Annotated in this window: 18 protein-coding genes and 1 tRNA gene; 13 read left to right on the top strand and 6 right to left on the bottom strand. The window is 62.6% G+C overall.

Annotation, left to right across the window (positions count from 1 at the left end; all coding sequences use genetic code 11):
• Positions 1-110 precede the first annotated feature (110 nt).
• Both cmk and aroA read right to left on the bottom strand, forming a co-directional pair.
• Positions 111-737 (bottom strand): (d)CMP kinase, encoded by a 627-nt coding sequence (cmk, locus tag RJ527_06360; protein ID WND77362.1) that lies wholly within the window; start codon positions 735-737, stop codon positions 111-113.
• A gap of 12 nt (positions 738-749) precedes the next feature.
• Entirely contained in the window at positions 750-2,102 is a 1,353-nt protein-coding gene (aroA, locus tag RJ527_06365; GenBank protein WND77363.1) for a 3-phosphoshikimate 1-carboxyvinyltransferase, read from the bottom strand.
• Positions 2,103-2,332: 230 nt separating this feature from the next.
• Here aroA and RJ527_06370 point away from each other — a divergent pair, with 230 nt between their 5' ends.
• The 7 genes from RJ527_06370 to RJ527_06400 all read left to right on the top strand — a co-directional run bounded on the left by RJ527_06370 (position 2,333) and on the right by RJ527_06400 (position 8,685).
• Positions 2,333-2,734 (top strand): TIGR02300 family protein, encoded by a 402-nt coding sequence (locus RJ527_06370; protein ID WND77364.1) that lies wholly within the window; start codon positions 2,333-2,335, stop codon positions 2,732-2,734.
• Between the two features lie 216 nt (positions 2,735-2,950).
• A tRNA-Ala gene (locus RJ527_06375) sits at positions 2,951-3,026 on the top strand.
• Positions 3,027-3,117: 91 nt separating this feature from the next.
• Positions 3,118-4,815, top strand: a complete 1,698-nt coding sequence (locus RJ527_06380) for a site-specific integrase (protein WND77365.1) — start codon at positions 3,118-3,120, stop codon at positions 4,813-4,815.
• Between the two features lie 105 nt (positions 4,816-4,920).
• Positions 4,921-5,841, top strand: a complete 921-nt coding sequence (locus RJ527_06385) for a hypothetical protein (GenBank protein ID WND77366.1) — start codon at positions 4,921-4,923, stop codon at positions 5,839-5,841.
• Positions 5,842-6,157: 316 nt separating this feature from the next.
• A complete protein-coding gene (gene umuD / locus RJ527_06390) occupies positions 6,158-6,598 on the top strand; it encodes a translesion error-prone DNA polymerase V autoproteolytic subunit (protein WND77367.1) in 441 nt (146 codons plus the stop codon).
• On the top strand, positions 6,586-7,884 hold the full coding sequence (locus RJ527_06395) for a Y-family DNA polymerase (GenBank protein WND77368.1): 1,299 nt from the start codon (positions 6,586-6,588) through the stop codon (positions 7,882-7,884). Before umuD ends, RJ527_06395 begins: the two co-directional genes overlap by 13 nt.
• Positions 7,885-7,989: 105 nt before the next feature.
• On the top strand, positions 7,990-8,685 hold the full coding sequence (locus tag RJ527_06400; protein ID WND77369.1) for a recombinase family protein: 696 nt from the start codon (positions 7,990-7,992) through the stop codon (positions 8,683-8,685).
• A 590-nt stretch (positions 8,686-9,275) separates the two neighbouring features.
• On the opposite strand, the gene RJ527_06405 is transcribed toward RJ527_06400, so the two are convergent.
• Complete coding sequence (locus RJ527_06405; GenBank protein WND77370.1) at positions 9,276-10,076, bottom strand: DUF429 domain-containing protein; 801 nt, start codon at positions 10,074-10,076, stop codon at positions 9,276-9,278.
• A gap of 52 nt (positions 10,077-10,128) precedes the next feature.
• Positions 10,129-10,476 (bottom strand): helix-turn-helix transcriptional regulator, encoded by a 348-nt coding sequence (locus RJ527_06410; GenBank protein ID WND77371.1) that lies wholly within the window; start codon positions 10,474-10,476, stop codon positions 10,129-10,131.
• 980 nt (positions 10,477-11,456) lie between these two features.
• Here RJ527_06410 and RJ527_06415 point away from each other — a divergent pair.
• A complete protein-coding gene (locus RJ527_06415) occupies positions 11,457-11,831 on the top strand; it encodes a very short patch repair endonuclease (GenBank protein WND78028.1) in 375 nt (124 codons plus the stop codon).
• On the top strand, positions 11,828-12,991 hold the full coding sequence (locus RJ527_06420) for a DNA cytosine methyltransferase (protein WND77372.1): 1,164 nt from the start codon (positions 11,828-11,830) through the stop codon (positions 12,989-12,991). Before RJ527_06415 ends, RJ527_06420 begins: the two co-directional genes overlap by 4 nt.
• Here the strand turns inward: RJ527_06420 and RJ527_06425 are convergent.
• A complete protein-coding gene (locus RJ527_06425; GenBank protein WND77373.1) occupies positions 12,975-13,637 on the bottom strand; it encodes an Eco29kI family restriction endonuclease in 663 nt (220 codons plus the stop codon). The genes RJ527_06420 and RJ527_06425 overlap by 17 nt on opposite strands.
• A gap of 83 nt (positions 13,638-13,720) precedes the next feature.
• Here RJ527_06425 and RJ527_06430 point away from each other — a divergent pair, with 83 nt between their 5' ends.
• The 4 genes from RJ527_06430 (at position 13,721) to RJ527_06445 (ending at position 17,925) form a co-directional block, all read left to right on the top strand.
• Positions 13,721-15,004, top strand: coding sequence for a hypothetical protein (locus RJ527_06430; GenBank protein ID WND77374.1), 1,284 nt, complete (start codon positions 13,721-13,723; stop codon positions 15,002-15,004).
• A gap of 1,021 nt (positions 15,005-16,025) precedes the next feature.
• Positions 16,026-16,736: a DUF6134 family protein gene (locus RJ527_06435; protein ID WND77375.1), complete on the top strand. Its 711-nt coding sequence runs from the start codon at positions 16,026-16,028 to the stop codon at positions 16,734-16,736.
• Positions 16,733-17,497 (top strand): SDR family NAD(P)-dependent oxidoreductase, encoded by a 765-nt coding sequence (locus RJ527_06440; protein WND77376.1) that lies wholly within the window; start codon positions 16,733-16,735, stop codon positions 17,495-17,497. Before RJ527_06435 ends, RJ527_06440 begins: the two co-directional genes overlap by 4 nt.
• Positions 17,494-17,925, top strand: a complete 432-nt coding sequence (locus RJ527_06445; protein WND77377.1) for a nuclear transport factor 2 family protein — start codon at positions 17,494-17,496, stop codon at positions 17,923-17,925. Before RJ527_06440 ends, RJ527_06445 begins: the two co-directional genes overlap by 4 nt.
• Here the strand turns inward: RJ527_06445 and RJ527_06450 are convergent.
• A complete protein-coding gene (locus RJ527_06450; GenBank protein ID WND77378.1) occupies positions 17,876-18,421 on the bottom strand; it encodes a DUF3833 domain-containing protein in 546 nt (181 codons plus the stop codon). The two genes, RJ527_06445 and RJ527_06450, sit on opposite strands and share 50 nt — an antisense overlap.
• Between the last annotated feature and the right edge of the window lie 82 nt (positions 18,422-18,503).

Consider the following 18,503-nt stretch of genomic DNA (forward strand, 5'->3'; position numbering starts at 1 on the left):
TCTGCGGTTGCACAAATGCCCACGGCACCCCGCCTTTTTCCTGGCGGTGATGTATGGGCGGTTCGTTTCGAACAGATTTGGAACGGGGCCGGCCGGGCCCAGGAATCCTGTTATTTCCGAATGATATCAAGGGCCTTGGCGAACACCTCATCGGCATTCAGGTCGCTTGTATCAAGCAGGATCGCGTCTTCGGCCGGCTCCAGCGGCGCGACGGCCCGAGATCTATCCCGGGCGTCCCGCTCGCGCATCTCTTCGAGAACGCGCGCATATATAACGTCGGGGTCGCTTTCCTGCAACTCTTTGAATCGGCGCCGGGCGCGGACCTCGTCGGACGCCGTGACGAACAGTTTCACGTCGGCGTCGGGGCAAACCACCGTGCCGATGTCGCGGCCGTCGAGAACGGCGCCCTTGGCCGCCCCCGGCGGCTGGGCCGCGAAGCCGCGCTGAAAGTCCAGAAGCGCCGCCCGCACCCCCGGCACGGCCGAGACCTTGGACGCCGCCTGGGCGACCGCGTCCGTGCGCAGATCGGGGCGTTCCAGGTCCCGGGGCTCCAGCGCCCGGGCCTCCGCCTCGGCCGCCTGGGCGTCTTCCGGGTCGGCCCCGGCCTCCAGCACCCGCTTGCCCGTGGCCCGGTACAGCAGACCCGTGTCGAGATAGGCGAAACCCAGATCGCGGGCGATGCGCCGGGCCAGGGTTCCCTTGCCCGCCGCGGCGGGCCCGTCGATGGCGATGATCATGCCCCCTACTCCCTACTGAATGTCCGCGCCGAGGCCGCGCATCATCGCGGCGAAACCCGGAAAGCTGGTCGCCATGGCGTCGCCGTCGTCGATGGTGACCGGCTGTTCCGCGACCATGCCCAGAACCAGGAAGGCCATGGCGATGCGGTGATCGAGATCGACCGTCACCGTGCAGCCGCCCCGGGGCGGCCTGCCGCCCGATCCCGTGACCACCAGATAGTCGGGCCCTTCCTCGACCTTGACCCCGGCGGCTTTCAGCCCGCGCGCCACGGCGGCCAGGCGGTCGCTTTCCTTGACGCGCAGTTCCTCCAGCCCCTCCATGCGGGTCTCGCCCTCGGCCAGGGCCGCGGCGACGGCGAGGATGGGGTATTCGTCGATCATCGAGGGGGCGCGGTCCGCCGGCACGGTGACGCCGGTGAGCGGCCCCGCCGTGACGTGAAGGTCGGCGACGGGCTCCCCCGCCTCCTCGCGCGCGTTCAAGACCTCGATCGCGGCGCCCATCTCGCGCAGCGTCGTCAGAATCCCGGCGCGCAGCGGATTGAGGCCGACATCCTTCAGCGTGACGTCCGAACCCGGGACCAGCAGGGCCGCCACCAGCGGGAAGGCGGCGGACGAAATATCGGCCGGCACGGCGACGTCGCGGGCGACGAGTTCGGGACGCCCGACCAGCGAGATGCGCCGGCCGCGCGCCGTGTCCTGCACGGTGACCTCGGCGCCGAACCAGCGCAGCATGTTTTCCGTATGGTCGCGGGTCGGCTGCGGTTCGACCACCGTGGTCACGCCGGGCGCGTTGAGGCCCGCCAGCAGCACCGCCGACTTGACCTGAGCCGAGGCCACGGGCAGGGCGTATTCGATGGGCAGCGGCTCCGCCGCGCCCTTGACGGTCATCGGCAGCAGGCCGCCGTCGCGGCCGGTGAACTTGGCGCCCATGCGCGCCAGCGGTTCCGTGACCCGGCCCATGGGCCGGCGGCACAACGACGCGTCGCCCGTGAAGGTCGCCGTCATGTCGTGGCCGGCGACGACGCCCATCATCAGCCGCACGCCGGTGCCGGCGTTGCCCATGTCGATCACGTTCTCGGGCTCGGACAGGCCGCCGACGCCGCAGCCGATGACGCGCCAGGTATTGCCCCCGGGCGCGCTCGCGTATCGTTCCGCCCGGGCCCCCATGGCGTTGACCGCGGCGGCCGTGGCCAGGACGTCTTCGCCCTCGAGCAGACCGGTGACCCGGGTCTCGCCGACACAGAGCGCCCCCAGCATCAAGGCGCGGTGGGAAATCGATTTGTCGCCGGGGACCCGCACGGCGCCCGCCAGGGCTCCCGAGGGGCCCGCCCGAAGCGGCGTCTTGGTGGTGTTTTCATCACTCACGGAAACGGGGTCTCCCCTTGAAAAAGAAGGGCTGTGGGCGGCGCTTTGCCGCCGCAGGTCTCTAGCATATCGGGCGGCCCGCCGCCAATCATCCACGGAATGTGAAATCGGCGGCATTTTGCTTTTGACAGGGCGCGGCGTTCATGGCATTGGGCACGGCAAGAAACGGATAAGAAACGGCATTCCCTTGGGGGGAATCAGGCACAACTCCAGACAGCGGGAGGCAGCCCGTGGCGAAACCCGAATGGGGCCGCAAGGTCACCTGCGCCAGTTGCAGCAATAAGTTTTACGACATGAGACGCGAACCCGCGACGTGCCCGTCGTGCGGTGCCACCAACGACCCGCTTCAGGCGTTCCGCCCGAAACGCGGCGCCGTGGCGAAACCGACACCTCAGAAGGAAGTCAAGCCCAAGGCGGCGAAGGTTCTTCCCGACGAGGATGACGACGATTTGGACGCGGTCCTGCCCGATGTCGATGACGACGACGATCTCGCCGATGACGACGTGGAAGACGTGCTCGATGACGATGAGGACGACGACCTCATCGAGGACACGGCCGACCTGGGTGAGGACGACGACGACCTGGACGAGGTCCGCGAACATATCGAGACGGAGGGTCCGGTCAAGGAATAGGGCCGGGGCACGGCCGGGGCACGAATTCGGAAACGATGCGGCGTCCTCAGCGCCCTAATGCGGGCGCCGCGTCATTTTCCCCTTGCCATCCGATCCCAACCGTCTTTATGTTCCGCGTCCCGGTTGACCGGGGGACCCGGCAGACGTATTTTCCGGGTCCCGGTTCGCCGGCGTTCCCAAATTTTCCCGCCAGGGCATCTGCCGGCGGGACCCCGTGGGGCCGTAGCTCAGTTGGGAGAGCGCTACAATGGCATTGTAGAGGTCGTCGGTTCGATTCCGTCCGGCTCCACCATCTCCCCCGTAAGGGGCGGAAACTCCTAAAAGTCTCCATATATCAGTAGGTTGGTTTGGCTAGGTGCTACACTTTTGTGTTACACTTGGGCATGACCGATATGGCGAAGTTCCCCGGCTTAAGGCAGCGAGGCAAGAGCGGCGTCTGGTACCTCCGACGGGTGGTACCGACCGACCTCCGCGATCACCTGCAGAAGCGTGAAGTCCTCATCAGCCTCGGCACCGCCGACCGCGACGAGGCGCGGCGTCTCTACCTGTCGAAGTGGGCGGAGTTCGATGACTACTTCGCCGCCCGCCGGAAGGAGTTAAGCGAGAACGGTCCTGCTGCCCTCCGGCCCCTCTCCCAACCGCAGATGCTCCAACTCGTGCGCCGTTACGTCGCCCGCAAGGACGCGGACAACATCGACGTAGGCCCGCTGTCGGACACGGACGCCATCGAGAACCAGGTGGATGACGAGCGAATGGCCCTGATGGAGTTGGAGAACCCGAAACACCCTCACCACTTACAAACCATCGACGCGGCGGTACGTGAAGCCCTCGCCATGACTGCACAGGCCACCGAGCAGGCGAGCACCGAGTACGACACCTTGCTTGAGTACGTGCGTCTGGCCCTAGTCGAACTTCATAACCGTCGGCTCCGACGCTTGAACGGCGACAAGTCCTTCACCCATATCGATGCCCTGTTCGACCCTCGTGCGAAAGCCGACGCCGTCACGCTAAAGCAGGCGGCGGACGACTGGTTGGCCGAGTACCAGACCACCCACAAGGTGAAGGCCAAGAGGATGGCGAAGGTGGACGGCACGATCAGTCTCATCCTGGAGTTCTTCGGCGCGGACACACTCGTCATTGACCTGACCTCGAAGCGGTGCAGGGACTACCGCGACATGCTCAACAAGCTGCCGCCCCATAGACACAAGCGTTACCCGAAGAAGTCCCTCAAGCAGGTGCTCCAGATCGCCGAGAGCAAGAACCTCGCACCCATCTCCTACGAGTCCCAGAGCCAGCATCTCGGCCCGCTTAAGAACATCCTGGCGCAGGCGGTCGCCGACGGCGTCATTACGAACAACCCGGCTCAGGGCCTGGAGGTGATCGCCAAGAAGACGCCCGCCGAGGACCGGCGCATGCCGTTCACGACCGAGGAGCTAACGCGCATCTTCACCGCCCCTCTGTATACCGGCTGTGTCGATGACGGATGGAACTATAAGAAGCCTGGCCCGCATCGGCCCAAGCGTGGCCGCTACTGGGTGCCGCTGATCGCCCTCTACACCGGCATGCGCCTAAACGAACTGTGCCAGCTTCGGGTCCTGGACATCCAGCAGACGGAAGGCGGAACGCCTTACCTCGCCGTCACCGAGGGAGAGGACGGCATGAGCTTGAAGAACCTGGGCAGCCGGCGCAGCATGCCGATCCACCCCGACCTAGTCCGCATGGGCTTGCTTGCCTACCACCGCCAGATGGCCAAGGCGGGACATAAGCAACTCTTCCCGGAATTGACCGTCGCATCGACGGGGTATCGGAGTGACAACTTCTCCAAGTGGTTCTGCGCGGGCTTCCTGCCGTCGGTCAACGCCAAGAAACCGGGCGACGGCTCGCACGTCTTCCGCCATAACTTCCGCGACGCCCTGCGCCGCATCGAGGCCCCGAAGGAGATCACCGACCGCTTGGGCGGCTGGCGGGACAGATCAGTGCAGGCTAGCTACGGCGCTGGTTTCGATGTGGATCACCTTGCCCGCTACCTGAACCAGATCACCTACCCTGGCCTGGACCTCTCGCACCTCTACTCGAGCTAGGTGCCGTTCCGCGTCGCCAGGCGCTCCTTATAAGCACCTTAAAGTGTACGGGCACACACCCCACTACTATAGTCACAGTCTACATCCAAGGAGGGAGAGGTAGGCGTGACCATCGCTTACAAGCCAAAGCTCGACAAGATATCCATCACGGTCCCTATCGTTGGGAAACACCTTCAAGACGACATCGTTCAAGCCATCAATGACATGAACGCGGCAGGCCCGCCGAACGGATACCTCTGGGGTAGTGGAGGGGGGTATAGGCGTGGTGTTCGCATGTACTTAGGGCCCGATGCTGGCTTCAAGCGGGGCACCTTCCTACACCTACAGGCGATGCCGTGGGGGACTGGCAAGCGCTTCATGCGACTTGAGTGGAACCCTGCCGAAGTCGGGGCGGCGGGGCTGGCTTCCCTCCAGCAGGACTTCAACCAATTCCTCCCGGACTGGCGGGAGCGGATACAGAAGGACGGTAAGGTGACCCGCGTCGACATCGCCTGCGACTTCATCGGGGTCAAGGTCGATGACGTTGTCGTCTGGTCTAAGTGGGCCAAGAAGCTCGCGATGTACACCAACGCCCAGGGGGAGACGGAGACCCTCTACCTAGGGGCCCAGGAGAGCAACCAGACGGTCGTCTATGACAGGGTCGCCAAGATAAAGCAGGATAACAAGGTGGCGAAGTACGACCTCGAAGTACAGCCCGTGCCCAAGAAGCCGATCACGCGGCTTGAACGGAGGTTACGGACAGACATCGCTGTCTCCGACCTTCTGGACATGAAGAACCCGCTCGACGGTATCTCCGTGTACGCACCCAACCCGAAGGACTTCCCCAACGCACTCTACCGCTACCCCGCCTTCCGCAACATGGCCCAGATGCGGGGCTACAAGCGGGCGGTGGCGTCTCTGCCCCCGGCCTATAGGACCAAGTACGAGAAGAAGCTTCTTGCCTCCAAGGCGGGCTGGTGGGACGCGGACAGCGTCTGGAAGCACTGGCCGCTAGCCCTCAAGAAAGCAGGTCTATTGGCCCCGTAACTGCCAGTGAAATTAACTTCACTGACTTAAACTGAGAGTCCGTTTTCTCTAAGCGCCGGGTGTGTCTGTTTAGGGAGTCTGTCCAGGGGCTTGCCTCGATTAGGTGGTCGTAGAGCCTCGAGAAAACGGACTCTAAACGCGGGTCTAGTTATTGTGGTTTCGCGTCTGTTTACGCAAGGGCTGCAACAGCACACGATTAGCTCCAGCCTATCCAGCGATTAGCCGGGACCGATCTTATCGTCCCCACGGGGTTTTGTGAGTGAACCCCATAAGAGGCTCTTGCGTCCTTGGTGGTGAGGGCACTAGTGTTCTCTTTATGTTCACATTCCGTCAAACCCATCGCCCTCTAGTTCCCGTGGTGACCCGGCACATATCCTTGCCGTTGGCTGCGTCCTGTGTCCCTGCTGGATTCCCTAGTCCGGCGGAGGACTTCGCAGATGGTGTTCTTGACCTCAACGACCTGATTGAACATCCGGCGGCGACCTTCGTTGTCCGCGTATCTGGCTGGTCTATGGCGGCAGCGGGCATCCTCGACGGCGACCTGTTGCTGGTGGACCGCAGTATAAAGCCCCGGTCCGGGCATATCGCCGTCGCGGCCCTGGGTGGGGAAATGGTGGTGAAACGCCTGCGCCGGAAGGCCGGGCGCTGGTGGCTGGTCCCCGAGGCGCAGGAGCCGGACCGCTATCAGGCGGTGGAGATGGACGAGGAGGCGGAAGTCTGGGGCGTGGTCAAGAACGTGATCCGGTGCTTGACGTGAACCGCGTCTTCGCCCTGGCTGACGTCAACAACTTCTATGCATCCTGTGAGCGGGTATTCCAGCCTGAACTGCGGGGCAGGCCCCTGGTGGTGCTGTCCAACAACGATGGCTGCGTGATTGCCCGCTCGCCGGAGGCCAAAGCCCTGGGCATAGCCATGGGGGCGCCGTTCTTTAAGCTGCGGGAGCAGCCCGGATGCCGGGACGTGCGTGTGCGCTCCGCTAACTTCACGCTCTACGGCGACATGAGCCGCCGCGTCATGGACATAATCGCTGCCAACGTCCCGGACATGGAGGTGTACAGCATCGACGAATGCTTCATCGACTACACGTGGGCCGACGAGGCGGCGGGTCGGGCACGGGCGCTGCGGGCGATGATCCTGCAGTGGACGGGTTTGCCTGTCAGCTTCGGGCTGGGTGCCACCAAGACCCTCGCCAAGGTCGCTAACCGTCAGGCCAAGACGGCGCCAGATGGGGTGTTCGCCATGCTCGACCGTGAAACGGTGGAACGCGTTCTCAAGCGGACGGACGTGGGCGATGTCTGGGGCATCGGGCGGCGTTGGTCCGCCCGGTTACGTCTTCACGGTATCGACAGCGCCTATGACCTGGCACAGGCGGACCGATGCTGGGTACGCGGCGTCATGGGGGTGGTCGGCCTACGCACGGTCGATGAACTGAACGGCCGCCCCACGGTCGTCCTAGAACACGTCACGCCGGACAAGCAGACCCTTTGTGTCTCCCGCAGCTTCGGGACCACGGTCCGCACACGTGAGGGCCTCGCCGCACGGCTTCACCACTTCACGGCGCGGGCGGCGGAAAAGTTACGCCAGGGGGATTTATTGGCGGGGGCCGTCAACGTCTATGTCCGAGGTAACCCATTCCGCCCTGACCTGCCGCAGTATACTAACAGCGTTACGGTCGGGCTTGACCTGCCGACCTCGGACACGGGGCTCATCCTGCGCGCGGTCCTGCGGGGGCTAGACCAGGTTTACCGCCCCAGCATCCCCTACAAGAAGGCTGGCGTCCTGTTGCTTGACCTGCGTAACCGGCATCACAATCCCCCCGACCTGTTCGGGCGTCCTGATCCGCGTCGTGCGCGGCTGATGCAGGCTATGGACACGCTGAACGGCAAGCACGGTGCGGGCACCATTTGTTACGGAGAAATCCCGAAGCATCGCACTTGGTACATGACGCAGGAGCATTGCTCGCGACGGTTCACGACGCATTGGCGGGAGTTGCCGGTGGTGATGGCAGGGATGGTCATTAGCGGACAGATAAACAACTCCTGAAACAGGTTTGCTATGTGTTGATTCCCCCCACATGCTCAACGTTGACATGGCCCACCAGGGGGTTACGTTTACTTGAACGGTGGTTTAACAACCTGTCACTTATATATGAAGTCAGCGGTCTCCTACGTCGCCTACTACCGCGTGAGCACCAACCGGCAGGGCCGATCCGGCCTCGGGCTTGAAGCGCAACGGCAGGCGGTGGCTGACTTCCTTGCCGGGACCGGCGGCACCCTCGCCGAGACCTTCACCGAAGTTGAGAGCGGTAAGAACGACGCCCGCCCCGAACTGGAGCGGGCCCTGGCCGCCTGTCGGGTGCGCCGGGCCGTCCTCGTCGTCGCCAAGCTCGACCGCCTCGCCCGCAACGCCCACTTCCTGCTGGGGCTCAAGGAGGCCGGCGTCGAGTTCGTGTGCTGCGACATGCCGAGCGCCAACCGCCTGACCGTCGGCATCATGGCGATGGTCGCCGAGGAGGAGGGGCGCCTGATCTCCGAGCGGACCAAGGCCGCCCTTGCCGCCGCCAAGGCCCGTGGGGTCCGCCTGGGCTCTCCCGGTAACCTGACCCCCGCCGGACGCCGCCGGGGCGCCGAGAAGGGCGCACGGGCCCGCAGGGAGTCCGCCGACGGCTACGCCACCCTGATGGGGCCCACGATCCGCGATCTACAGGCCGAGGGCGTCGCCGGGCACGGGGCCCTTGCCCGCGCCCTAAACGATAGGGGCATTCCGACACGTCGAGGTGGGACCTGGACAGCAACTCAAGTGCGCCGCCTTCTGGAACGGGCCTCCGTTCCGCTCACGGCCTGACGGTCTCCATCAAGCGTCTAACATCACGTTCCGACAATGGCTCTCCCCTCAACCCTTTAATATTCCATAGACTCGATTGGCAAACCCTTTGGTCTGGGTGATGAACGCCCAACCAAGACGGCGAAGCTCGGCAGTCCTGGCAACCGGCTATGGTTGACAGGAGGGCCTTCTCAATGACCAGCCGCTGACTCTCATCTGGGACGTGTAGAGTTATGAAGGTGATCTGCCCGGCCAAGTAGGTGCTGACCTCATCCTCCGTCGCTGAGAGCTTCGCCTCATCTATCCGGCTCGTAGCCTTGCTGTTCCACTGTTCAAGGAACGGGTCGACGGATCGGGCTAACAGTGCCCGACCAACATGCTTGCGGAAGATGCTGCGGCGTCTGCGCGGCACCCTGAAGTGTTCGTTCAGACGACCGGCAAGACCACCATCCCCGTGATGGGTGCCGATGCGAACGATGCGGTCTGTCTCGTGCGCTTCCTCCTCAGCTTCAAACATGACGTAGATACCGTCCGACGGTAGTTGATCCGCGCTGAAGTCCGCCCCGTGGCGCGGTAGGCCCGATAACCACTCGTGGAGGAGGGCGCAGGCTCTACTCATCGGTCGGCACCCATACGGCCGCATCGGCATCACCGTAGGCTGCCGCCCTACCTTCCAGGTACTCGATGCCCGCCCAGGCACATACGAGGGCGTCTATCCCGTCCTCGTAGGTCTTGAGCCCGGTCAGGGTGACGTTGTCAGGCTCCGGGAGGGGAACGTGGATGCCTTCGATCCGCTTGGACAAGGCCCTCAGGATCAGGCGGTACTGCTCAAGCAGGCGAGCCTTCTTCTCTGTCACAGACGCGCCCCGCCAGTACCTGCCCGACCTCGCCACCTTGTAAGGGAGGCGGTAGTCCGATCCCGTGAGGGCCAGGAGCGCGGGGTGTGGGTAGACCTCGACGAGGGCGGGCCTCGTACCCGCGCTGGTTCCCGCAGTGGCAAGCCGGTACTCGCTTAAGCCGTCGCGGATGGTCTCGGCGATCTTCCCCGGCCTAGAAGTAGACGGAGTATGGGCAGAGCACCCCTTCCCGCCGAAGGCACGGGAGATGGCATCGTCCGCAGACCTACGTCCGATAATGGGGGCGAGAGACAGGGGCATATCGACGGTCACTACCTCGATGGCCACGTTCCCCACCATCCGCTGGGCCACGGAGATGAGCCTGTCCGGCTCGGGGCCTCTGTCCACGTGCTTGGCGGACCAGTCCGGAGCTTCACCGTCGGGCAGGCGGTAGAATGCCTCGTAGCTGGGACTGATACCCCGGCAGCGCCACGAGCCTCCGTGGTGCGACACCACGGCGACCCCGCTCGGGTTCGTCGTCGTCCACGCTGCGTCGATGGCTAGGATTGCGGTCATGCAGGGAGCCTAACAACCCGCCCCTGTGCCAGTGAAATTAATTTCACTCGGCCTACTTCTGTGAGTCGGCCAGGGCCTTGAGCTGCTTTAGGGCGACTTCCAGATTCATGTCCGACAAGCGCTTGATGACCTGGCGGGCATCCGTCTCCAGGCCGACCCGTCTGGGAGACTGCCCCTCCATGGCCTTCGCCTGTTCGAAGAACTCGGCGATGGGTACGTCCAGATGGATGCTCAGCTTCTCCAGCGTGTCGAGGGACGGGACAGAATGGCCCCGCTCGATGTTGCTGAGCGCCTCCGGGGTCCGCTCAACCAGCCCGGCCAACTGCTCCTGGGTCAGCCGCTTGGCCTCCCGGGCGGCCTTCACCTGCCTGCCCAACGTCTGCTTTAGGTCCGTTGTCATGAACCAAAGTGTCACTTCGGAGCATACGCTTGACCATGAAGTGTAATTTAATAAGGTACCAGCAAGTAGAACTAGACTTTGTTATCCGGGGAGGGAGGCGAACTATGCGTTATGGTGCGATGCAAGTAACGACAATGGCCATTGGGCTGGCTGGGCTGTGCACCATGCTTATCATGGCACCGTGTAACGCGATGGCCGACCCTGGGTACGTCGCGCATGTCGCCTCGTACAAGAGCGCCGAACAAGCCCGACGGGGCTGGGAGGTTCTGCGGTCCCACTTCCCAGACCAACTCCAAGGTAAAACGCCTGAGATCAGGAAGGCGGACCTTGGAGCGAAGGGTACGTTCTTCCGCCTCCTCGTCGCCCCGCCGAAGCCCAAACTGGAGATCGAGTTCCTCTGCCAAGCCCTGTCCGAACATGGGCAACATTGCCGACCGATGAAGTCCGGTCCCGGCGGGGAGCCGAAGGCCGTTGCCACTCGACAAAGCCCGCCAACGACGGCCCCAATGGGGCCTCGGACTGTCGGGCGCTGGTGCGACACGATGGTTCCTGGGAACACCAAGATTAGAAGCGAGATCACCATCACCTCCACGAGCGGAGGGTCTAAGGCCGCGACGGTACGGTTCCCGGACGGATCACAGAAGGCGCGGCAACTGTCCGAGCTATCAGGGGGTAGGCTGTTGGTCGTCGACAGCAACACCGGAGACCAGTACCGCATCTCCGAAGGTAGCGGCGACTTGGAGCTATCTGACAGGGATGGCTACATTAGGTCGGCCCGACGCCTGGAGAATTCCCCTCGGCCTGGAGACTGCCTGCAGTAGCACGGCGCCTTCACCCCCGTCAGGCTGCTGAAGCTTACGGCCAAAGTTCCCATTTTGTTCTAGAACGTAGATGCGATCTTGCGTATCTTGTGTCCAAAGGAGACACAGGGACACAACATCTACATGGACTCGCTAACCCAAGAACAACGTAGTGACCGCATGAGCCGTGTCCGAGGGCGTGACACCAAGCCCGAGATGACGGTTCGACGCATGGTTCACGGCATGGGATACAGGTACCGCCTGCACGGCAAGGGGCTGCCGGGCAAGCCCGACCTGGTATTCCGGCCCAAGCGCAAGGTTATGTTCGTTCACGGGTGCTTTTGGCACCGACACCCCGATCCCGAATGCCCCCTGGCGCGGATGCCAAAGAGCCGCCTGGATTTCTGGAAGCCCAAGCTAGACGGCAACCGAGAACGGGATATAAGGACTCAACGGAAGTTAGAGGACCAGGGATGGAACGTGATGGTCGTGTGGGAGTGTCAACTCCGAGATCGTGAAGCCCTCGGGGCACGGATTAGGGAGTTCCTCGGATGAAGTCGGTGGAGTTGTTTGCGGGTGCGGGTGGCCTTGGCATGGCGGTGGCCCACTCAGGCTTCAAGGCGGCGGCCGTGATCGAGCGAGACCGGTGGGCTTGCGATACCATCCGCGAGAACAAAGCTCGGGGCCATAAGTCCGTGACCCAATGGCCCTTGTTCGCTGGTGATGTCCGTGAGTTCGATTATAGCTCCCTTGAGGGCACCATCGACCTTGTAACCGGCGGACCTCCCTGTCAGCCCTTCTCCCTGGGCGGCAGGCACCGCAATCGCCTTGATGATCGCGACATGTTTCCCGAGGCGATCCGCGCGGTGCGGGAACTTCGACCCAAGGCGTTCGTGATCGAGAACGTGAAGGGCCTGACTCGGGCGACGTTCGCCAATTACACCCAGTATATCCAACTTCAACTCAAGCACCCGGAACTGGTTATAGGGCGAGGCGAGTCCTGGATTGATCATTTGCATCGGTTGGAGCGCGAGGAGACCGGAGGCGTTGCCGGCGGGCTTCACTACAACGTCGTGATGGAGGTGAAGAACGCCGCAGACTTCGGTGTTCCGCAGAAGCGCGAGCGTGTGTTCATCGTCGGGTTTAGGAACGATACGGGTGTGCGATGGTCGTTCCCCAACGAGACCCACTCCCACGACGCTCTCCTCTGGTCTCAGTGGCGGGATGGCGTTTACTGGGACCTCCACCGGGTGGCCAAGAAGGACCGGCCCGAGGGTGGACGTGGCCAGCAACGAGCCCTCAAGTTATCCGGCAAGCCCAACTTGGACGCATGGCGGACGGTGAGGGACGCCCTGTCGGACTTGCCCGATCCAGAGTTCGACCCTGACGGCGCCGCCAAGTATTTGGATCACCGGTTCCAGCCTGGAGCGCGTTCCTATCCTGGCCATACGGGGAGCCCGCTCGACGAGCCCGCGAAGACCCTTAAGGCCGGGGTTCATGGGGTCCCTGGGGGGGAGAACATGCTGCGTCGTCCGGATGGAAGTATCCGTTACTTCTCGGTTCGGGAGTCCGCTCGATTGCAAACCTTCCCCGATGACTACGTGTTCCACGGCTCCTGGACGGAGACCATGCGCCAGCTTGGTAACGCTGTACCGGTGGAACTCGCCGAGGTCATCGTGGGGAGTGTGCGGAAAAGCCTTAAACGAACCGCATGATCTTGTCGTAGATGCGACGAGAGACAGGGTCGAGTGGCGGATCAATCAATTGAGCCGCAGTCTCCCGTATCTTGTCGAAGGCCTCGCGAGCTCGATCCTCAAGTCCGGCTGGACGTCCACCGCGCCCTGGATGAAGCGAGTCCCATAACGACGCTAGCCCCGCCATGCGCGGGCCACCGACGGCGTTGCTACCAATGCCCATTCCATTCCAAGGTGGCCTAAAGGCCATAATCAGGATCGACTCTGCCAAAGCAATGTAGGCGTCTTGAAGCACCAGATAGCGACACTTAAAGTCGGTGACCTCAAGGTTTGCAGCTTGCTCAATGGACCGCGCGTGTGTGCCGATGCGGGAACGGAGTTCCGATGCTGTTGAGGGGGTGGGCGAGAAGCCCTGTCTTGCGTTACGTCTCAATGCCCTTCCGACGTAAACCGGGAAGATGAACCGACCGGCGTCAAGCGCCTGGAGCGATTGATACGCTTCATGGTTGCCCGTGTAATAGAGTGTGTAGATACCAGGGCCCCTGAAAACTTCCTCTGGCGGTACTGCAGCCACCGGCTGTTCTAGAAGCTCAACGGCTAGCGTCACGCCGATGTTCTCTACAGCGAGTGGGTCGAATGGTTCGTGTGAATTATCACTCAAGGCCATGGCCCCATTTGCTTCAATGACTACACCCGGGGTGGGCGCGGTGCTACAACTCATAGGTTGCAGTCTAACTTGGAGGGCGGTCAATGAGTAGGTGGAAAGACCTTTTGGACAGCCATGCGGTTCACCAGACCCTGGGTGAGCTTGAGAAGGCGATTGAAGGCGACCTCAAGGGAGACACGGAAGTGGAACTCACCGAGAGGCGTCGTCTTGTTAAGGTCATACAAGCGTGGCGCAATATACTGACGAAGGTAGACCCTGAGTTGGTTCATATGCAGCGGCTGGACAATCTTAACAACCACCTCGCTCAACACGCCTTGACCCAAGCAAAGGAATACGCCAACTCGGGCAACCTCTCGAGCCTAACGGCGGCCAACGACAACCTCACGACGCAATTGACTGAACTGGCCATTCTCTTAGCTATCGGAGCATCACAAGGACCAGTAAGTGATGTCACCACGAAGTTAGACGAGCAAGTTGATGCATTTGCGAAACGCGTTGCACAGAAGCGGGAGGATCTTGAAGCACAGCTAGCTGCCACTAGTAAGGCGGTCGCTGAGAAGGATCAGGAGTTGGTCAAAGGACTTGCTGCCAAGGTGCAGGAACTTAAAGACCTCGAGGCCAACATCGAGACCAGAAGGCAAGAGACCGACCAGCGCCTATCAGAGTGGCAACAGCAGTTCTCGGAGGCGCAGGACCGGCGCCAAACTGAGTATGGGGAGTGGTCCAAAAAGCTAGCGGAGGAATCCAGCGCCGCCGTGAAGTCTGTCGTCGACGGGGTCGATAACCAGTTGAAAGAGAAGCATCACAACTACGTTCAGCAAGTCGACGGGTATTTGGCGAAAGCCAAGGAGAACCATGATGCCATCCGTAAGCTGCATGAACTGTCGGCTCAAGACAGTGTCGCTGGCGGATACGTGAGCAATGCCAAGAAAGAGGGGGAAGCGGCTGGTAGATGGCGCCTGGCGACAGTCGGGTTCATCCTCGGGGCCGTGGGCTGGCTCTTCCACAGCTATCCTGGGGCAGGGGTAGCTATCCATTGGGAGGCCGCACTCGGCGTGCTTCCCATGACAGGCGTCTTGTTGTTCGGGGCGGCGTATTCAGCACAACAATCCACTCGTCACCGGGCCGTAGAGGTTCAGAACCGACGCTTCGCCTTGGAGATGGCGGCGATCGACCCCTATGTTCAATCACTCGATCCCGAAATCCAGAAGGAACTGAAGAAGGAGTTAAGCAAGCGCTTCTTCGGTCATGGTGAGGCCCAGGATGGTACGTCGATCTATGATGAACATGCGATGAACCACCTTGTTCAGACCGTATCGAAGCAGTTGAAGCCCATTGCTGACCTCATAAGCGTCATCCGGAAGTGACGTCTAGTATCGACCTAAACAGCTTGGCAACTGCCGCTATTGCACTTCTAAGTGCAGTAGTGGGTGGCTTCATATCTCTCTGGGGGACCGCCTACCTAGAGAGGCAACGGGAGGCACGTGAACGGCAGAACCTTGCCGCCGCCCTGATCGCAGAGCTCGAAGGACTGATCCACATTGAACAGGAAGTTGGGTACCGCGCCGAGTACCAGAGATGTTTGGACCAGATCAAGGCGGGGCAACCTGAGCCGATGCCCAACTATGGGTACGAATGGGACGGGGGCCGAAGTGTCTACTACACCAACTTGCCCCGCATCGGCATCTTGCCCGAGAACGTCACTAGTAAGCTGATCCGGGGAGCGGGGGCCTTTCAAGTAGTCGTCGTGGATCGGCAGCGTATGGACCGGGGTGACTGGAACACCCAGACGCCAGAGCGCCGCGCAGACATGCTTGCGCGTCACCTGCAGATGTACGATCAAGTCATGGCGTTGTGTACGGAGATCGTCGCTGACCTTCGGAAGGTGGGCTAAGTCTCACCGGGTGCAGCCCAGGCGCGATGACTCCCCTGGGCACGTACCAGCACTCCCCGCTACCCCACGCCACCCGGACCACCTTCCACCCCCCTCAGCGGCCCGCAGAAGGCCTCTCAGCGCCCTTTCCGGGACTGTCGACGGTGGGCCAAGACGAACTTAGGGCTTCCATCTGCTACACTTTCGGGGTACGATTAGGGTGTAGCGCAGTCAGTTAACCTACTGCAATAACAATGGCTTTAGGATTATCGGACTTAATCCGTCCGGCTCCACCATTTCAACCCCTTGGGCAACCAAGGGGTTTTCGTTTGCCGGTCTGCCGGCCGCCCTCCAGCTTTCTCCATCTTTCGCCGCCTGTGCCGAAAACATGCCCGCAGGCCGCCGGTCGCGGTCAGGGGGCGTGCCGGGGGCTTGTGATCCATCCCGGCGCAGGGCGCGTACAACCCAGGAGTCGAGTAACCAATCAAACGATTAGGTCCTGGTGACGCGTGCGTGTGATTTTTTCCGCTGTTCTTGCCGCCTTATTCATCGTCGCGATCCCGAAGCCCGGGGCTTCGGACGCGGCCACGCGTCATGCCGGCACGGCGGGTCAGGCGGCCGATGGCCGCGACGAGATCCGCTTCGACGTCTATCGTAACGGAACCCGCGTCGGTTTTCACCGCGTGGGGTTTCAGGCGGGAGACGGCGGGCTCACCGTCGACGCGCAGTTCGAGATCCAGGTCACGTTTCTGGGCATCACCGTCTATCGTTATCGATACGATTCCAAGGCGTTGTGGACGGATGGCAGCCTGTCCGCGATCCGGACAACCGTCGATGACGATGGCGCCGTCTTGGAGGTGCAGGCCCGGCGGATCGGCGGGCGCTTCTATGTTGCGGCCGGTGACGCCGCCTATGAGACCGCCGCACCCCTGTTCCCGACAAACCACTGGAACGCGAGGGTTCTTGGACAGGACCGGGTCCTCAACACACTGACGGGACAGGTCAACAAAGTGCGGATCGAGGCGCGCGGGCCCGCGCGCGTGGAAACGGAACGCGGGCCCGTCGCCGCGACCCATTATGCTTATACCGGCGATCTCAACACCGACGTCTGGTACGACGCGGCGGGGCGTTGGGTGAAAATGCGGTTCCAGGGCCGGGACGGCTCGTTGATCGACTATGTCTGCCGCCAATGCCAGGCCGGCGCCGGCAAGAGGACAGCGGGATGATCGAGACCGACCGTCCCAAGGTGGCCTGGGTCACCGGCGCCGGAAAGGGTATCGGGCGCGCCCTGGCCCTGCGCCTGGCGCGCCAAGGCCATGCCGTCGCCGCCAGCGCGCGGTCGGAGCAGGACCTGATCTCCCTGGAGCAGGTTGCGGATGGCGGCCGCATCACCGGGTTCCCTCTGGACATCACCGATGCCGGACGCGCGGACGTCATGGTCGAGGTTATTGAAAACCGGCTGGGTCCGCTGGACCTCGTGGTCCTCAATGCGGGGACCCACCGGCCAACCCCGGCGATGGAATTTTCGGCGGCCGAGGCGCGGGGCGTCATCGACACCAACCTGTCGGGAACATTGAACTGCCTGGCGCCGGTCATGGCGCGGTTCATGGCGCGCGGTGCGGGCCAGATCGCCGTGGTCGCCTCCCTCGCCGGGTATCGGGGGCTGCCCGGGGCGGCCGCCTACGGCGCGTCGAAAGCCGGGCTCATCAATCTGTGCGAGGCGCTGCGCCCGGAGCTGGCGGCGGCGGGCGTGGACCTGCGCCTCATCAATCCGGGGTTCGTGAAGACGCCGCTGACGGATAAGAACGATTTTCCCATGCCCTTCCTGATCGACGTCGAGGAGGCGGTGGACCGCATCATCGACGGACTGCACGGCGACAGCTTCGACATCGCCTTTCCCCGGCGGTTCGCCCTGCTGATGAAGCTGCTGCGGCTGCTGCCCGATCGCTTGTTCTTCGCCGTCACGCGACGCATGCTGCGCCCATGATCCCGCACCCGACCGACGCCGCCGACCGTTACCGGCGCTACCTGGAAACGCTGACCCCGCAGACGCTCGACGCCCTGGGGGATCATGTCACCGCCGATGTCCGTTTCAAGGACCCCTTCAACGATGTCCGCGGGCGGGACGCCATGCGCCGGGTGTTCGAACATATGTTCGAGAACGTATCCGACATCCGCTTCACCGTGCATGACATGGCGCTGGACGGCACAACCTGTTTCATGAACTGGCGGTTCGCGGGCCGGCTGGGCAATCGGGAATGGGCGTTCGACGGGGCCAGCGTCATCACCCTGGGAGCGGACGGAAAAGTCACCTGCCACGTCGATCATTGGGATGCGGCGGCGGCGTTTTACGAGCGGCTGCCGGTTATTGGATGGCTCCTCGCGCGGATTCGTGGGCGGTTAGCCATTCGCTGAGAACCGCCCCGGACATGTGCAGGGCCTTCTCGGGCTTGATGAAGGCCAGGGTGACCGACCCCACCTCGATCCCGAACTTGCTGACCTTGGCGCGATTGATCAGAACGTTCGACGGCTGCAGAAACATCCAGTCGTCGAATTGGACGCGAACGGTGCCGTCGCCGACCTTCAGGTCCATGTCGTACCGCCAGTTCAATGCGTTGCCGTAGGCTTCGCCCTTGGCCTTGCCGATCACGTCGTCGGCTTCGCCTTCGTAGCTGTGATCGCCGGTCTTGCGGATGCGCCACACGCGGCGGTCGGTCTCGCCGTCGGAATACTGAAAGCGTTCGTCCAATTGCAGGACCGTTCCGTCCCAGGTGCCCGTGATCTCCACCACGAACTGCCGCCGCAGGGTGCCGAACCGATCTTCGAAAATGCCCCAGGCTTTCGTCGACCCTTGGAAGTAATCCTCGATCAACAGGACGGGGGACTGGTCCTTGAACTCAACGGGTTTCATCTTTGTACATCCGTTCAACATCAGAAAAGCGGCAACGGCGGTGACGATGCGTCCAACCATGGTTTGGTATCCCGGGTCTGTG

The organism is Thalassospiraceae bacterium LMO-SO8, assembly GCA_031655335.1.
GTDB lineage: Bacteria > Pseudomonadota > Alphaproteobacteria > Rhodospirillales > Casp-alpha2 > UBA1479.

Excerpts from the sequence above, each read along its gene's own strand:
- umuD (WND77367.1), top strand. The coding sequence starts at position 6,158 with ATGTTCACATTCCGTCAAACCCATCGCCCTCTAGTTCCCGTGGTGACC.
- cmk (WND77362.1), bottom strand. The coding sequence starts at position 737 with ATGATCATCGCCATCGACGGGCCCGCCGCGGCGGGCAAGGGAACCCTG.
- RJ527_06415 (WND78028.1), top strand. The coding sequence starts at position 11,457 with ATGAGCCGTGTCCGAGGGCGTGACACCAAGCCCGAGATGACGGTTCGA.
- RJ527_06445 (WND77377.1), top strand. The coding sequence starts at position 17,494 with ATGATCCCGCACCCGACCGACGCCGCCGACCGTTACCGGCGCTACCTG.
- RJ527_06405 (WND77370.1), bottom strand. The coding sequence starts at position 10,076 with ATGACCGCAATCCTAGCCATCGACGCAGCGTGGACGACGACGAACCCG.
- RJ527_06400 (WND77369.1), top strand. The coding sequence starts at position 7,990 with ATGAAGTCAGCGGTCTCCTACGTCGCCTACTACCGCGTGAGCACCAAC.
- RJ527_06425 (WND77373.1), bottom strand. The coding sequence starts at position 13,637 with ATGGCCTTGAGTGATAATTCACACGAACCATTCGACCCACTCGCTGTA.
- RJ527_06420 (WND77372.1), top strand. The coding sequence starts at position 11,828 with ATGAAGTCGGTGGAGTTGTTTGCGGGTGCGGGTGGCCTTGGCATGGCG.
- RJ527_06380 (WND77365.1), top strand. The coding sequence starts at position 3,118 with ATGACCGATATGGCGAAGTTCCCCGGCTTAAGGCAGCGAGGCAAGAGC.
- RJ527_06440 (WND77376.1), top strand. The coding sequence starts at position 16,733 with ATGATCGAGACCGACCGTCCCAAGGTGGCCTGGGTCACCGGCGCCGGA.
- RJ527_06450 (WND77378.1), bottom strand. The coding sequence starts at position 18,421 with ATGAAACCCGTTGAGTTCAAGGACCAGTCCCCCGTCCTGTTGATCGAG.
- RJ527_06430 (WND77374.1), top strand. The coding sequence starts at position 13,721 with ATGAGTAGGTGGAAAGACCTTTTGGACAGCCATGCGGTTCACCAGACC.
- RJ527_06410 (WND77371.1), bottom strand. The coding sequence starts at position 10,476 with ATGACAACGGACCTAAAGCAGACGTTGGGCAGGCAGGTGAAGGCCGCC.